This is a genomic window from Paracoccus sp. KKT209, from assembly GCF_055635455.1.
Map to the genome: position 1 here is coordinate 91,173 of NZ_CM145758.1, position 15,106 is coordinate 106,278.

Consider the following 15,106-nt stretch of genomic DNA (forward strand, 5'->3'; position numbering starts at 1 on the left):
CATGCCGATCCTCGAAATCGACCACCTGCAGAAAGCCTATGGCGAGACCCATATTCTGCACGACATCAACATCAGCATCGAGGAGGGCGACTTTCTGGTGCTGGTCGGCCCCTCGGGTTGCGGGAAATCGACCCTGCTGAACTGCATCGCGGGGCTGGAGCCGATCACCGGCGGCACGGTCCGCATCGCCGATCGCGACGTGACCGGCGTGTCGCCCAAGGACCGCGACATCGCGATGGTGTTCCAGTCCTACGCGCTCTACCCGACCATGTCGGTGGCCAAGAACATCACCTTCGGCATGAAGGTGCGCGGGGTCGACAAGCCCACGCAGGAGAAGAAGCTGGCCGAGGTCGCGCGCCAGCTGCAGATCGAGCCCCTCCTGAACCGCAAGCCGGGCCAGCTGTCGGGCGGCCAGCGCCAGCGCGTCGCCATGGGCCGCGCCCTGGTGCGCGACCCCAAGCTGTTCCTTTTCGACGAACCGCTGTCGAACCTGGACGCCAAGCTGCGCGTCTCCATGCGGACCGAGATCAAGAAGCTGCACCAGGACCTGAACGCCTCGATCGTCTATGTCACCCATGACCAGATCGAGGCGATGACGCTGGCCACCAAGATCGTCGTCATGAAGGGCGGCGTGATCCAGCAGATCGGCACCCCGGCCGAGATCTACAACCGGCCCGCCAACATGTTCGTGGCCGATTTCATGGGCAGCCCGGCGATGAACCTGATCCCGGCGCGCGTCCGCTCCGAAGCCGGCCAGACCCGGATCGAGATCGACCGTGCCGGCGATGCGCCCCTGGTCATCACCGACCCGGTGGCCCGCGACCTGCCGGCCGAGATCGTGCTGGGCGTCCGCCCCGAGGACATCCACGAGGCCACCGGCAACGCCCATCTGCCCGGCACCGCCCAGGGTGCCGGCGGCGACGTGATGATCGAGATCGTCGAACCGGCGGGCGCCGACACCTTTGCCGTCACCCATCTGGGCGGCAAGCCGGTCACTGCACGCCTGCGTGCCGAAAGCGCGGTTCGGGCGCGCCAGCCGTTTCCGCTGGCATTCGACCTCTCGAAAGTGTCGTATTTTTCGCCTAAGGACGGTGAACGGCTGAACTGAGGACGAGGTGACGGCGATGGCGATGCTTCTGGGTGATGTGGGTGGCACCAATGCGCGGCTGGCGATCGCCCGCAACGGGTCCATCGATGCCAGCACGGTCACCCGCTTCAAGGGGGACGACTTTGCCAGCTTCGACGACGTGGTGCGGCAGTTCCTGGCCGAGCAGCACGGGCCCCATATCTCGTCCATGTGCATCGCCGTGGCGGGGCCGGTCAGCGGCGGCCGCGCGCGGCTGACCAACCGCGACTGGTTCTTTGACGAGGACAACCTGGCGCGCCTGGCCGATGCCGATCAGGCGCGCCTGATCAACGACCTGACCGCCTTGGGTTTTGCCACGCCGGCGCTGGCCGGTGACGGCGTGGCGGTGCTGCGCGAGGCGCCGCAGGACCGCGCCCGCAACGGGCAGGCGCTGGTCGTGGGCCTTGGCACCGGCTTCAACGTCTGCGCGGTGCGCGTGCTGCCCGGCGGTGCGATCACCGCCCTGGAGGCCGAGGAGGGGCACACCCACCTTCCGGCCAACATCATGTGGCGCCTGATCGACCGGGTGGGCGCCGATGCGGCGCAGGGCTTCTTCTCAACCGAGGAAACCTTTGCCGGCCGCGGCCTGTCGCGCCTGCACGCCGCGATGACGAACACGGACCCGGTGCGCAGCGAGGACATCGCCCGCGCCGCCGAGGCAGGCGATGCCCAGGCCATCGCCACCTATGACTTCTTCACCGAACTGGTCGGGCTTCTGTGCCGCGAGCTGGCCTTGCGCTTCATGCCGCTGGAGGGGATGTTCCTGGCCGGCAGCGTGGGCCGCAGCATCGCTGACCGGATGGACCGTTTCCAGCCGGCCTTCCTGGCCCAGGAACATATGCGCCACATTCCTGAAAACACGCCGATCTTCCTGATCCGGGACGACATGGCCGCGCTGCACGGCTGCCTGGCGGCCTTGGGCTGAGGGCGGCCGGCTCTCGCAAAGATCATCCCGGAGGCGGCGCGGAACGGCAACTATTGCTGGATTCCCCGCATTGATCCTGTTTCAATTGCCACAAGCAAAAAGAACCGGGGCGCAGGATGCGGGCATATCTGACGGCGATCTTGATGGCCTCGACGGCCATCGGCGGGGGTGTTGCGGCGGCATGGGGCCAGTCGTCCTCACCCTTCTCTGGCCTGTTCAGCCGTGGCAGTGAAGCCGAGGGTCCAGTCGCGCTGGACATCGAAGTTTCCGGCGGCGATGACGGCCTGGCGGCGCAGATCCGGCGCTCCTCGCTGGTTGCCAGTGCCTTGGCCGAGGACCGCACCACCGGCCAGGATGTTCTGGCCGCCGCCCGTGCCGATTACGCGCGCATCCTGGGCCTGCTTTATGACGAGGGCTATTACGACAGCACCGTCAACATCCTGCTGGACGGGGTCGAGGCGGCGCAGGTCGCGCCCCTGGACGCGCCGCAGGTGGTGCAGCGCGTCGTGGTGGCGGTCCAGCCGGGGCGGGCCTTCCGCTTTTCCCGTGCGGCCATGGCGCCGCTCGCCCCCGAAACCGACATTCCCGCAGGCTATGCCCTGAACGAGGTCGCGGGCACGGGTGTCATCCGCCGCGCCGCCGTGGCCGGCGTCGAGGGCTGGCGCAGCCAGGGTCATGCGAAAGCCGACCTGGCGGATCAGCAGATCGTGGCCGACCACGACACTGCCCGCGTCGACAGCCGGATCGCGCTGGACCCGGGCCCCCGCGTCACCTTTGGCCGGATGAGCGTCAGCGGCAACCAGCGCCTGAACGACCGTCGGCTGCGCAAGATCGCCGGCTTTCCCGAAGGCCAGCAGTTCGACCCCGAGGATCTGGACACGGTCCGCAAGCGCCTGCGCCGCAGCGGCGTCTTTTCCGCCGTCACCCTGGAAGAGGCCGAGACCCTTGGGCCGGGCGATACCCTGGACGTGGACCTGACCGTCGTGGAACAGGCGCCCCGCCGCATCGGCGCCGGCTTCGAGGTGTCGAATACCGACGGGATCATGATCTCGTCCTACTGGATGCATCGCAACCTGCTGCGCGGCGGCGAGCGGCTGCGCATCGACGGGCGGGTCAAGGACATCGGCTCGGAAACCAGCGAACGCGACGACGAACTGACGATCCGCATCGACCGCCCCGCCACGATCACCGCCGACACGACCGGCTATGTCGAGGCCCGCGCCGCCCGCATGCGCGAAGAGGATTACGACGAGGATACCGCCAGCCTGGCCCTGGGCTTCAGCCATATCTTCAGCGACCGGCTGACGGGCGACATTTCGGCCCAGTACCAGTTCTCGCGCGTGTTCGATGCCAATGGCCAGACCGACTTCAAGGTTCTGGCACTGCCGATAGAGGTGATCTGGGACCAGCGCGACGAGCCCACCGATGCCAAGCGCGGTTATTACCTGTCGGGCGAGCTGACCCCCTTCAAGGGCTTTGAGGAGACCGGCTCGGGCGCGCGCGCGCTGGCCGAGGGGCGGGCCTTCCGCTCGTTCGGGGGGGATGACCGCTTTACCCTGGCGGGACGGGCGCGGCTTGGCAGCGTCTTCGAGTCGGACATCGACCGGACGCCGCGCAACTACCTGTTCTACTCGGGCGGTGGCGGCACGGTGCGCGGCCATCCCTTCCAGGCACTTGGGGTCGAGACGATTTCGGGGCCTGACGGCGACCCGATCAAGACCGGCGGCGTGAGCGTGGCGAATGCCACGGCCGAACTGCGCTTTCAGGTCCGCGAACGGATCGGGCTGGTGGCCTTTGCCGATTACGGCCGTGTCTGGACCGACAGCGGGTTCGAGGGCGAGGGCGGCGATCATGCGGGGGCGGGCGTCGGTGTGCGCTATGACACGCCGGTCGGTCCGCTGCGCTTTGATGTTGCGGGACCGGTCAGCGGTGACACCGGCAGCGGCGTTCAGCTTTACCTTGGCTTGGGGCAGGCATTCTGATGCGCAGGTTCTGGATCTATGTCTTTGCCCTGTTTTTTCCGCTTGCAGTGCTGGCCCAGAGCGCGGCCGAACTGTCGGAGCAGATCGAGGATGACCGAGGCTTCCTGACCGGCCTTCTGGAGCGCAACCTGTCAGGCGCCGGACGCACCGTGGTGATCGACGGATTCGAAGGCGCCCTGTCCTCGCGGGCAACATTCTCGGAAATCCGCATCGCCGATGAGGAGGGCGTCTGGCTGACCCTGCGCGACGGGGCGATCCAGTGGAACCGCTCGGCCCTGCTGCGCCGCCGGATCGAGATCGCTGAACTGTCCGCAGCCGAGATCCTGCTGCCGCGCCTGCCGCAGGGGGAACAGTCGCAGGTCCAGGCCGAGGCGCCGGTCTTTGCCCTGCCCGAACTGCCGGTCTCGTTGGAGATCGAGCGCATCCAGGCGGATCGCGTCGTCCTGGGCGAGCCGGTGATCGGCGTCGCGGCCGCCCTGCGCGTCAGTGGCGGCATGAGCCTGGAAGGGGGCGAAGGCCAGGCGCAGCTGACCATCGACCGCCTGGACGGCCCGCGCGGCCAGTTCGTCCTGGACGCGGGCTACTCCAACGAGACGCAGATCCTGCGCCTGAACCTGGGCTTGGACGAGGCTGCCGACGGCATCCTGGTCAACCTGGTGAATATCTACGACCGTCCCGCCGTGACCGCCCAGATCAGCGGCGAGGGCGAAATCCGCGATTTCGCGGCCGACATCCGGCTGGCCACCAATGGCCAGCCGCGCATCACGGGTCAGGTCAGCGCCAGTGGCGAGACGGCTGAGGATGGCACCGCCGGCACGGCATTCCGGTTCGAGCTGGGCGGCGATGTCGCCACCTTGCTGCGCCCCGAGGATCGCGCCTTCTTCGGCCAGGAAACCCAGCTGCGGGCCGAGGGCTGGCGGGCCGAGACCGGACGCCTTGAAATTCCCGTCCTGGACATCCGTACCGAGGCGCTGCGCATCGAAGGCTCGCTGTCGACCAATGATCAGTCGGCGCCGCAGCGCGCGCAGCTGCTGGTGACGCTAGGACGCGACGCCGAGGCCGCGCAGCTGCCCGTCCCCCTGCCTTTCGCAGGAGAAGACACGACCGTCGAATCCGGACGCCTGTCGCTGGACTATGACGCCTCCGAAGGGCAGGGCTGGACCCTGGACGGCCGTGTGGGCCAGTTGAACCTGGGCGATGTCGCCTTGGGCGCGCTGGAGCTGGACGGTGCGGGCGAGGTCGTGCTGGCCGACGGTGCCCTGTCGGAGGTGACCGGCGGGGTGCAGTTCGCGGCGGAACAGCTGTCCTTCGCCGAACCGGGCTTGGCCGCCGCCATCGGCGACCGGATCGCCGGCGAGGCGGAGTTTAACTTTACCCCCGGTAATGCCGTCGACATCACCGGCCTGTCGATCACCGGTCCCGATTATGGGCTGACCGGAAACATGCTGGTCTCGGGCCTGTCCAGCGGCATCACGGTCTCGGTCGACATGGACGCCCGCTACAGTGACCTGTCACGCCTGTCGGCCTTGGCGGACCGCCAGTTGACCGGGGCCGCCAATGCCTCGGTCGAGGGGTATTACGTCGTCCTGAACCGCAGCTTCGACCTGGATGCGCAGGTGACCGGCACCGATATAGCACTGGACCAGCCGCAACTGGACCGGCTGCTGGGCGGACGCTCGACCATCAACCTGGAGGCCCGCCGGGACGAGACAGGGATCGAGATCGAGGACCTGACCCTCAATGCCAGCCGGTTGACGGCCGAGGCGCAGGGCCTGATCAGCAGCCTGTCCAGCGATCTGACCGCGCGGATCTCGATGCCGTCGCTGGCGGATGCCGACCCTGACTTCGGCGGTTCGCTGGAGGCCGAAGCGGCCCTGAACGGACCCGCTGGCCAGCGCCGCCTGACCGTCAGCGGCGAGGCCGAGGATCTGCGTCTTGGCATCGAGGCGCTGGACAACGCCCTGCGCGGCCAGACCAACCTGACCCTGATCGCCAGCGAAAGCAGGGACAGCTACAAGCTGGACAGCTTCCAGCTGTCGAACCCCCAGCTGAGCGCCACCGCCGAGGGTGATCTGGCCCAGGGTGATCTGGACGCTGAATTCACGATCGTCGACCTGTCGGACCTGCAGGAGGGGTGGTCGGGCGGTTTCACCGGCCAGGCGCGCCTGAGCGAGGAGGGCGGCCTGCGCAGGATCGAGCTGACGGGCGAGGGGCAGGACCTGTCCCTGGGCCAGGCCAGCGTCGATGGGGCACTGACCGGCACGACACGCCTTGACGTCCGCGCGACCGAACAGGACGGCGTGATCACGATCTCGGAAGGCCAGCTGACGAACCAGCAGATGAACGCCATCGTCCAGGGCGTCTATGGTTCCGGCGTGACGGACCTGACGGCCGACGTCGAGATCGCGTCGCTGGCGCCCTTCGGTCCCGGCTGGCAGGGAGCCCTGCAGGCCGAAGGCAGCTTTCGCGAGGTCGGCGACGGCATCCGGCGGCTGGAGCTGACCGGCACGGGCCGCGACCTGTCCTTTGGTCAGGCCCAGGTCGATGGTGCGCTGGAGGGCGACACGCGCCTTGCGGTGACGGCGACCGAACAGGATGGCGTCTTTACCATCCAGACCGCCCAGATCGAGAACCCGCGCCTCGCCGCCACGGCCTCGGGACAGGTGGGCGCGGGGGCGACGGATGTGACGGCCCAGGTGAACGCGGACGATCTGCGCTTTCTGGGCAACGGCATCTCGGGCGCCCTGAACGCCGATGTGCAACTGACGGATGACGGAACCACCCGCCGTATCGAGGCGACCGGGACCGCCAACGGCCTGTCCCTGGGCCAGCCCCGGATCGACCCGCTGCTGGCGGGGCAGACCAGCTTCGACCTGGCCGCCAGCCAAGGGGCGGAGGGAATCTCGGTCCAGCGTCTGCAGGTGACCAACCCTCAGTTGACCGTCAGCGCCGATGGCGCACCCGAGAGCGGGATCAACCTGGATGCGCGGCTTGGCAATCTGGGCCTGCTGGTGCCTCAGCTTCCCGGACCTGCCACAGTAACCGGCACCGTGCGCGAAGAGGGGGCGAATTTCGCGCTGGACCTGAACGCAACCGCGCCGGGAAGCACCGACCTGGACATCGTGGGCACGGTGGCGCGGGACGGCTCCGATGCCGACCTGGCGATCACGGGCAGCGCGGATTCGGCGCTGGCCAATGCCTCCCTCCGGACGCGCAGCGTTTCGGGACCGCTGGACATCAATCTGCGCCTTCAGGGGTCGCCCTCGCTGGAATCGCTGTCAGGGCAGGTTCGCCTGCAGGATGGGCAGCTGGCCGATCCGGGCCTGGGGCTGCGGCTCGAGGATATGGACCTCACCGCCGCCTTCCAGAGCGGCCGGATCCAGGTGGAGGGTGCCGCAGAGGTTGCGGCCGGCGGGCGGCTGACGCTGAGCGGCCCGATAGACCTGCAGGCCGGCACGCTGGACATCGGCGTCGCCCTGGACGAGGTGGTGCTGCGCGACCCCAATCTCTATGAAACGAGCGCCAGCGGGAACATCCGCATCGCGGGCTCCAATGCGGGGGGGCCGCTGGTGTCGGGCCGGATCGCGCTAGGCGAGACCGAGATCCGCATCCCGGCCACCGGTCTGGGCGGCGCGCGGGCGATCCCCGACATCACCCATGTCGGCAGCCAACGGCCGCCGGTGCGCGCGACGCGGGCGCGGGCGGGGCTGGAGGGCTATCCCAGCCAGGCTGCGGCCGATGCCGGGCTGGCGGGGCCGCCTGCCACGCCGCCGCCCAATCCGCCGCGGCTGGACCTGACCATCACGGCGCCGAACCGGGTCTTCATCCGGGGCAGGGGGATCGATGCGGAACTGGGCGGAGAATTCCAGATCCGCGGCACCACGCGCAATGTCGTTCCCATCGGCAACCTGGAACTGATCCGGGGCCGGGTGGATCTGCTGGGCAACCGTTTTACCCTGACCGAAGGTCTGGTCGAACTGCAGGGCAGCCTGATCCCGGTGATCCGGCTGGTCGCCGAAACGCAGCGCGACGGCATCACCACCCGCATCATCATCGACGGAGAGGTGCGCGACCCCGAGATCACCTTTGAATCCTCGCCTGAGTTGCCGCAGGAGGAGGTGCTGTCGCAGCTGCTGTTCGGGCGCGGGCTGGACAGCATCAGCCCGCTGCAGGCCGCCCAGCTGGCCAATGCGATCGCGGTGCTGGCCGGGCGTGGCGGCGACGGGATCATCGGCAACCTGCGCGACAGTGCCGGGCTGGACGACCTGGACCTGACCACGGATGACGAGGGCAATATCGAGTTGCGGGCCGGGCGCTATCTGTCCGAGAACGTCTATACCGACCTGTCGGTGGGCGAGGGCGGGCGTTCCACCATCAACCTGAACCTGGACATCACCGAGTCCCTGCGGGCCCGGGGATCGGTTGCCAGCGATGGCAGCAGCTCGCTGGGGGTGTTCTTCGAGCGTGACTATTGAGGCGCCCTGTTCAGTCGGCGCCGATGGCACTGGGCAGGGCGCGGAGCGCGGGCAGCGCCTCATCCCTGTCGGCGGCAGTCATGATCGCGGTGGTGGAGGCTGAGGACTGTCCCGATGCCGCCCGAAAGCGCAGCATCTTCCTGCCGCCCGACAGCGAGGTCACCGTCCAGCCCAGCAATTGCCCCTGGGGACCGGCCATGGCGCCGCTGGCCGGTTCCCCGGCCTCCGCATCCAGAAGGGCTTCGCGCAGCGCCGCAAAGCCCGGTCCGACCGCGGTGGCCCCTTCCCATCCGGCAATGATCTCGGCCATGGTGCCGGCCGGCGTGCCCCAGAGCAGCCGATAGGCATTGTTGCTGAGGACCAGCTGCCCCGTTGACGCAAAGACCGCCAGTGCATCCTCCAGCCCGTCCAGCACATGCGCGCCCAGAAGCAGTTCTGCCCTGAACTTGCGGGTCAGGGACATCTCCGAAGTGATGTTCTCGAACAGGAAGGCCACCGCGCCGTCGGGATGGGGGCGGCCGGTGACGCGATAGGTCTGCCCGCCGGGCAGTGACCAGGTCTCGACATGGTGGCCGGTTGCGGCGGCATTCTCCAGGCTGGCCATGTGATGGCGCCAGCTGCGGTAATCCTTGGGCTCGGGCACCATGCGCTGTTCGCGCAGCTGGTCCAGGAAGTCGAACAGCGTCGGGCGTGCGGTCAGGAATCCGGTGGGCAGTCCGGTGAGGTCGATCAGCGCCGGGTTGAACAGCTGCAGGTTCCGGTGCTGGTCGAAGATCGCAAGGCCGATGGGCAGGTCGGCAAAGGTCTTGGTCAGCGTCTGCACGAATTCCCGCAGGCTGCGTTCGGCCCGGACTGCGGCGTCGGCGGGCAGGGCGAACATCATTACCTCGTCGCCCATGCGGTGGCTGTGGCAGTCGTACCACGAGACGATGCCGTGGTCCTCCAATGCGGCGCGGCGGGTCTGTGCGCCGGCCCCCGGAACCGGCTTCGGCGCATCCAGAAGGCGCGGCAGCGGCCACCCCAATGCCCCCTCGCTGCGAGCCTCGGCCCGGCGTAGATAGGCCGCGTTGGCCCAGGTGACCTGTTCCTCGGCATCCAGGCGCCAGACCAGCATCGGCGTTTGATCCAGCGCGCCGCGCAACAGGTGCAGCTCCTCCTCCATTGCCTGGAGGGACATCGAATCGACGATGATGCCAGAATGCTCGGCCGCCGGGTCGGTGATCGTCAGGCGCCACAGCTGTTCGCCCAGATCCTCGGCCACCAGGCGCAGCGCCGCGCTGCCGTGGCCCTGGTCACCCGTCACCTCGACCCGCCCGATGCGCGCCAGTTGCGACAGGCGGTCGAGTGCATCGGGAAAGCGCGGGCCGACCCATTTCATCAGGCGCGGCCAGTCGTCGCCGCTGCCGCCGATTCGATCCAAAAGAGCGCGGGCAGGGGGCGTGGCATCCACCACCCGCTCTTGGCGGAACAGGAAGACCGTGGGCTGGATCCTGCCCTCCAGCGCATTGGCAGAGACGGACCGCCCCCGGCCAGACCGCCAGCCGTCCCACAGCCGGATCACCCCCACCGCCAGCAGCACCGACAGGATGCCACAAATCATCGTCACGACCAGAAAAACCGCACCATGAATGTTCAAAGCAAGACCCTCAGCTTGTTTGGGGGAAGCATAGGTCAGGCATTGTTAACAGTCGGTTAAGATATTCAGATCTCGATGGTCGGATTCTGCGCCAAGGCCAGCCGATCCTGCGCCTCGATGCGCTCGATCGGCCAGCGGACCGAAGCCACCGCCCCCGGTCCGCCATTGGCGAAGGACAGCCGTGCCCCCGACCGTTCCAGCAGCGTCTTGGCGATGAAAAGCCCCAGGCCCATGCCCTCGTAGCTGCCGCGTTGCGCCTCGGAGCGGCGACTGAGATAGGGGTCCCCGATTCGCGACAAAAGCGCGGGAGGATAGCCGGGACCATCGTCGCGGATCGTCACGGTCAGCGTATTGGGCGTCACGTCCGTTTCGATCACCACGCGGCTTTCGGCGAAATCCACCGCGTTCTGGATCAGGTTGCGCAGGGCGTGGATGATCGCCGGGTCGCGCCGGATCGAGGGCCCGTCGGCGCGGATCTCCACCAGGGGCCCGCGGTCGGCATGGGGGCTGGCGGCATCCTCCAGCACGGCGCGCAGCGGGGCCGAGCGCATGTGCAGGTCGTCCTTGCCCGCGCGGCCCATGCTGCGCAGGATCTGGGCACAGCGGTCGGCGGAATCGCGCAGCGCGATCACGTCCGCATGCAGGTCCGGGCGGTCCTTCAGCTCGTCCGTAAGTTCGCCTGCGATCAGCTTGATGGTCGCCAGGGGGGTCCCCATCTCATGCGCGGCGGCCGCGACCACGCCGCCCAGGTGCTGCAGGCGTTGTTCGCGCGACAGCGCCATCTGTGTGGCGAACAGCGCGTTCGACGTGTCCGACAGCTCACCCGTCACGCGATGGGCATAGCCGCCGAAGAAGACCACCCCGATCACCAGCGCGACCCAGTGGCCAAGCGCCAGGATCGGCTCCAGCCGCAAGATTTCGCCCGTAGGATCGCGAAGGGGCACGCCGAAGACCGCCGCGACCGATGTCACGGCCACGGTCGCCAGCCCAAGCGCCAGCACGAGCCGCGCGTTCAGCGAAGCGGCGGCGATGGTGACGGGCGCCAGCACCAGCAGCGCGAAGGGGTTCGCCATTCCCCCGGTCAGCGCCATCAGCGACGAGATCTGCACCAGGTCGAAGCTCAACTGCAGGACCGCCCGCCCCGGAGACGTCCGCTTGGGCGGGCGCAGGGCCATCCGCAGGTTCATCGCAATCGCCAAGGCGATCAGGATCATCACCGGAGCTTTCGGGAATCCGATGCCCATGCTCCAGGCGATGATGACGGCAGCCAACTGCCCTCCGATGGCGAACCAGCGCAGCAGCACCAGGGTGCGCATGCGGATCGGCTCGGCATGGGGGGTATCGCCGGCACCGAAAGGATGGTCCGCCAGGTCGTCAGGCCCGGGTGCTGCGTTCATCTTCGGCCTTTTCTGCGACAATGCATGACTTGATACCCGCCGGTCGATGGGCGATCAATGCGCGCCTTTGACACGCAAAAAAGGAGCTGAGCCGTGGCTGACCGGAAAATCCTGCTGATCGGCACCGCCGCTGCGGTCGGCGTCCTGGTGGGAGGCGGGTTGTTCCTGATGCAGCAGCGTTCCGCCGACCCCTTTGCCCAGTGTACCAACAGTGCCGTGGCCGGGGGCATGGACAGTTTCGGCACCGAATTCACCCTGACGCGGCAGGACGGGCAGCGCGTGACCTCGGCCGAGGTCTTTTCAAAACCGTCCCTGCTTTATTTCGGATATACATTCTGCCCGGACGTCTGTCCCTTGGACAGCGCGCGCAATGCCGAGGCCGAGGAAATCCTGAAGGAGGCCGGAAAGGACGTGCAGACCGTTTTCATCACGGTCGATCCGCGCCGCGATACGCCAGATGTCCTGGCGGAATATACCAGCCTTTTCTCGGACGACATGATCGGTCTGACCGGATCGCCGGAAGAGATCGCGGCGGTCAATCAGGGATGGCGCAATTATTTCAAGGCACATGACGAGGAAGACAAGGAATTCTATTTGGTCGATCATATGACCAATACCTATTTGGTCATGCAGGGTGGCAAGACGGTGGAATTCTTTTCGCGCGACACGCCAGCCGAAGATGTGGCAGAACGGACGGGCTGTTTCGTCGACGCGGCCGCCTAAGGCGTATTGTCGCACGGGTTTGAAAGCTCTGGCGCTGATCCACAGATAATTCCGAAAACCAATTCAAGAGGGCTAGTCATGGACGAAATGAACGCGCAGATCGGCCCCGATGCCTCGCTGCTTCTGGTGGACGATGACGAAATCTTTGTCACCCGCCTGGCACGAGCCATGGAAAAGCGTGGATTCCAGACGGAAACGTCGCTGACCGTGGCCGGGGCCATGCGGCTGATCGAGAAAAGGGCGCCCGCTTATGCGGTGGTCGATCTTCGGCTTGAAGATGGAAACGGGCTGGATGTGGTCGAGGCCCTTCGGGAAAAGCGCGCGGATGCGCGGATCATTGTGCTGACCGGTTATGGGGCCATCGCCACCGCAGTTGCGGCCGTGAAAATGGGCGCCACCGACTATTTGGCCAAACCGGCCGATGCAAATGACGTCACGTCGGCGCTGCTTTCCAGCGGCGAATTGCTGCCGCCTCCGCCGGAAAATCCGATGTCGGCCGATCGCGTCCGGTGGGAGCATATCCAACGCGTTTACGAACAATGCGAACGCAATGTCAGCGAAACTGCCCGGCGTTTGCACATGCACCGGCGGACGCTTCAGCGCATCCTCGCCAAAAGGGGACCGCGCTGATCTGAAGAACATGTTGAAAGGTATTTAATTCGGTCTATATTGCGGATATGAAATCGGCAACCCAAAGCAAGACCGGAATGAATATGAGCATCGACTTCGATAATATGTCTCTCAAGGAAATGCGCGATCTTCGTTCGCGCCTGGATCGGGCGATCAATTCCTACGAGGACCGGAAGCGGCGCGAGGCCTTGACCGCAATCGAAGAGGCTGCGCGCGAACATGGCTTCAACCTGGCCGATCTGACCGGAACCAAGGTGCGCCGCAGCGGGACCGTTGCCCCCAAATACGCAAATCCGGATGATCCGACCATGACCTGGACCGGCCGCGGGCGCAAACCCCGGTGGGTGCAGGAAAGCCTGGAAAGCGGAAAGCAGCTGGAAGATCTGGCGATCTGATCCGAACTGCATCGTGTCGTGGAAAGGGGCCATTGAAAGCCCCTTTTTTCATATCTGCATGTGAGGGGTGTCGATCTGCCCGATCAGCCCGTCGAAGCAGGCCAGAAAGGCACGTCTCGCCTCGGCCGGGGGCCGCAGGGTGATCTGCAGGCCCGGCAGCATGTGATCCTCGGGAACCGGGAACAGGCGGCGCGCCTCGGGCTCGGCAAAGCCCGCGATCGTCACCGCCTCCAGCCGCGCCGATACGCGGTCGGCAGCCTTGATCTTGCGCTTCATCGGGGCGGGCAGCGCGGCGGGCAGCCCAAACCGGCGGTGGACGGCCGAGGCCAGACGCTCGTCCATGGCGCCATATTCCGCCCCAAGCGCCGATTTCACCGGCGAGATCATGTCACCGATGACATATTCCGGGGCGTCATGCAGCAACGCCGCCAGCCGCCACTGGGGTGCGATCCCGGGATTGAGCCGCGAAAAGATCTGTTCCACCAGAAGCGAATGTTCAGCCACGGAATAGGGCCAGTCGCCCCGCGTCTGCCCGTTCCAGCGGGCCACGAAGGCCAGTCCATGGGCAATGTCCCCGATCTCGATGTCGAAGGGGGTGGGGTCCAGCAGGTCGAGGCGGCGGCCCGACAGCATCCGCTGCCAGGCGCGCCGGGGCCGTGCGGCCATGGGCCGGCTGCCTTACGACAGCTTGACGTCGGCCGGCGCCTGCTGCGCCTGCTGGGCACGGCGTGCCAGTTCCTGGCGGTACAGCGCGACGAAATCCACGGGGTCCATGTTGAAGGGCGGAAAGCCCCCGTCCCGCGTCAGGTCCGAGATGATGCGCCGCACGAAGGGGAACAGCATCCGCGGGCATTCGATCATCAGAAAGGCATGCAGCTGGTCCTGCGGCACGCCGTCGATCTGGAAGACCCCGCCGTAGTCCAGTTCGGCCAGGAACAGCGTGCTGCCCTCGGTCTTGTTGGTCGAGGTGACGCGGTATTTCGTGATCACCTCGTACTGGTTGTCGCTGCCGCGCTTGCGGGCGTCCAGGCTGACCTGCACGGTGATCTCGGGCTGCACCTCGCCGGTCGGCGCGCCCTTCTGGGCAACGGCATTCTCGAAGGACAGGTCCCGGATGAACTGTGCCAGGATCTGCATGCGCAATTGCGGTTGCTGGGCCTGCGGCTGTCCCGCAATGCCGTTCTGGGTGTTCTCGTCGGCCATGTTCCTACCTCTCCAATTCGGACTTGGACCCGCTTGTAGCAGGCCCTCCCCCTGCCCTCAATGGCGGGTCCAGCCGGAACCGCGCCCCGGCCGGGGAGCATCGGGTTCGTCCAGTTCGGGCGGCAGGTCGACAGGCGCGCGACCCGTCTCATCCCGGTCGGCCACGATGAAGTCGCCGTCGATCACCCCGTCGCCATAGGGCGCGCGGTGGGGATCGCGTCGCATCGTCGCAGCCCCCATGCCAAAGCGCGTCACCTTCACGCGCTTGCCGATCTGGCGCATCACCGCATTGCGCACGCGCGGCACCAGCAGCAAAAGCCCCACCGTGTCGGTGAAAAACCCCGGCGTCAGCAGCAGCATCCCGGCCATCAGGATCATCACGCCATGCGCCAGGGGACGCGTCGGATCGCGCATTTCGCCAAAGCTGCGCTGGATCTCGTTCCAGGCATGGGCCCCCTGGCTGCGCATCAGCGCGGTGCCCACGATCGCCGTCAGCACGACGATCGCCAGCGTGGGCCAAAGGCCGATCAGCCCGCCCACCTGGATGAACAGCGCGATCTCGATGATCGGAACGATCAGAAACAGCCAGAACAGCCGCATGCGAATTCCCCTTC

12 protein-coding genes are annotated in these 15,106 nt (G+C 66.9%); 7 read left to right on the plus strand and 5 right to left on the minus strand.

Annotated features, from left to right (window positions below):
- The first annotated feature begins 1 nt into the window (after position 1).
- The 4 genes from ACZ2G3_RS00450 (at position 2) to ACZ2G3_RS00465 (ending at position 8,508) form a co-directional block, all read left to right on the plus strand.
- Positions 2–1,108 carry an ABC transporter ATP-binding protein gene (locus ACZ2G3_RS00450; RefSeq protein WP_419268616.1) on the plus strand — a complete coding sequence of 369 codons (1,107 nt, stop codon included), beginning with the start codon at positions 2–4 and terminating at the stop codon, positions 1,106–1,108.
- Positions 1,109–1,124: 16 nt separating this feature from the next.
- The gene (locus ACZ2G3_RS00455; protein ID WP_470397052.1) at positions 1,125–2,051 is read left to right on the plus strand and encodes a glucokinase; all 927 of its coding nucleotides are present in this window, start codon (positions 1,125–1,127) and stop codon (positions 2,049–2,051) included.
- 116 nt (positions 2,052–2,167) lie between these two features.
- Positions 2,168–4,033 (plus strand): autotransporter assembly complex protein TamA, encoded by a 1,866-nt coding sequence (locus ACZ2G3_RS00460; protein ID WP_470397053.1) that lies wholly within the window; start codon positions 2,168–2,170, stop codon positions 4,031–4,033.
- Positions 4,033–8,508, plus strand: a complete 4,476-nt coding sequence (locus ACZ2G3_RS00465) for a translocation/assembly module TamB domain-containing protein (RefSeq protein WP_470397054.1) — start codon at positions 4,033–4,035, stop codon at positions 8,506–8,508. Before ACZ2G3_RS00460 ends, ACZ2G3_RS00465 begins: the two co-directional genes overlap by 1 nt.
- Positions 8,509–8,518: 10 nt before the next feature.
- Here ACZ2G3_RS00465 and ACZ2G3_RS00470 read toward each other — a convergent pair whose 3' ends face one another.
- Together ACZ2G3_RS00470 and ACZ2G3_RS00475 are read right to left on the minus strand one after the other, a co-directional pair.
- The gene (locus tag ACZ2G3_RS00470) at positions 8,519–10,144 is read right to left on the minus strand and encodes a PAS-domain containing protein (RefSeq protein ID WP_470397055.1); all 1,626 of its coding nucleotides are present in this window, start codon (positions 10,142–10,144) and stop codon (positions 8,519–8,521) included.
- 65 nt (positions 10,145–10,209) lie between these two features.
- On the minus strand, positions 10,210–11,541 hold the full coding sequence (locus ACZ2G3_RS00475) for an ActS/PrrB/RegB family redox-sensitive histidine kinase (RefSeq protein WP_470397056.1): 1,332 nt from the start codon (positions 11,539–11,541) through the stop codon (positions 10,210–10,212).
- 93 nt (positions 11,542–11,634) lie between these two features.
- Between ACZ2G3_RS00475 and ACZ2G3_RS00480 the strand changes: the two genes are divergently transcribed.
- From ACZ2G3_RS00480 to ACZ2G3_RS00490, 3 genes are all read left to right on the plus strand, one after another.
- Positions 11,635–12,264 carry an SCO family protein gene (locus ACZ2G3_RS00480; protein ID WP_470397057.1) on the plus strand — a complete coding sequence of 210 codons (630 nt, stop codon included), beginning with the start codon at positions 11,635–11,637 and terminating at the stop codon, positions 12,262–12,264.
- A 78-nt stretch (positions 12,265–12,342) separates the two neighbouring features.
- A complete protein-coding gene (locus ACZ2G3_RS00485; protein ID WP_111301260.1) occupies positions 12,343–12,894 on the plus strand; it encodes an ActR/PrrA/RegA family redox response regulator transcription factor in 552 nt (183 codons plus the stop codon).
- Between the two features lie 83 nt (positions 12,895–12,977).
- A complete protein-coding gene (locus tag ACZ2G3_RS00490) occupies positions 12,978–13,289 on the plus strand; it encodes an H-NS histone family protein (protein WP_419268623.1) in 312 nt (103 codons plus the stop codon).
- A 48-nt stretch (positions 13,290–13,337) separates the two neighbouring features.
- On the opposite strand, the gene ACZ2G3_RS00495 is transcribed toward ACZ2G3_RS00490, so the two are convergent.
- From ACZ2G3_RS00495 to ACZ2G3_RS00505, 3 genes are read right to left on the minus strand one after another with little or no spacing between them, the layout of a single operon-like run.
- On the minus strand, positions 13,338–13,955 hold the full coding sequence (locus ACZ2G3_RS00495; RefSeq protein WP_470397058.1) for an HD domain-containing protein: 618 nt from the start codon (positions 13,953–13,955) through the stop codon (positions 13,338–13,340).
- Positions 13,956–13,967: 12 nt separating this feature from the next.
- On the minus strand, positions 13,968–14,492 hold the full coding sequence (gene secB / locus ACZ2G3_RS00500; protein WP_470397059.1) for a protein-export chaperone SecB: 525 nt from the start codon (positions 14,490–14,492) through the stop codon (positions 13,968–13,970).
- A gap of 57 nt (positions 14,493–14,549) precedes the next feature.
- Positions 14,550–15,092, minus strand: a complete 543-nt coding sequence (locus ACZ2G3_RS00505; RefSeq protein ID WP_470397060.1) for an FxsA family protein — start codon at positions 15,090–15,092, stop codon at positions 14,550–14,552.
- Positions 15,093–15,106 lie beyond the last annotated feature (14 nt).

Excerpts from the sequence above, each read along its gene's own strand:
- ACZ2G3_RS00495 (WP_470397058.1), bottom strand. The coding sequence starts at position 13,955 with ATGGCCGCACGGCCCCGGCGCGCCTGGCAGCGGATGCTGTCGGGCCGC.
- ACZ2G3_RS00475 (WP_470397056.1), bottom strand. The coding sequence starts at position 11,541 with ATGAACGCAGCACCCGGGCCTGACGACCTGGCGGACCATCCTTTCGGT.
- ACZ2G3_RS00465 (WP_470397054.1), top strand. The coding sequence starts at position 4,033 with ATGCGCAGGTTCTGGATCTATGTCTTTGCCCTGTTTTTTCCGCTTGCA.
- ACZ2G3_RS00485 (WP_111301260.1), top strand. The coding sequence starts at position 12,343 with ATGGACGAAATGAACGCGCAGATCGGCCCCGATGCCTCGCTGCTTCTG.
- secB (WP_470397059.1), bottom strand. The coding sequence starts at position 14,492 with ATGGCCGACGAGAACACCCAGAACGGCATTGCGGGACAGCCGCAGGCC.
- ACZ2G3_RS00490 (WP_419268623.1), top strand. The coding sequence starts at position 12,978 with ATGAGCATCGACTTCGATAATATGTCTCTCAAGGAAATGCGCGATCTT.
- ACZ2G3_RS00505 (WP_470397060.1), bottom strand. The coding sequence starts at position 15,092 with ATGCGGCTGTTCTGGCTGTTTCTGATCGTTCCGATCATCGAGATCGCG.
- ACZ2G3_RS00450 (WP_419268616.1), top strand. The coding sequence starts at position 2 with ATGCCGATCCTCGAAATCGACCACCTGCAGAAAGCCTATGGCGAGACC.
- ACZ2G3_RS00455 (WP_470397052.1), top strand. The coding sequence starts at position 1,125 with ATGGCGATGCTTCTGGGTGATGTGGGTGGCACCAATGCGCGGCTGGCG.
- ACZ2G3_RS00460 (WP_470397053.1), top strand. The coding sequence starts at position 2,168 with ATGCGGGCATATCTGACGGCGATCTTGATGGCCTCGACGGCCATCGGC.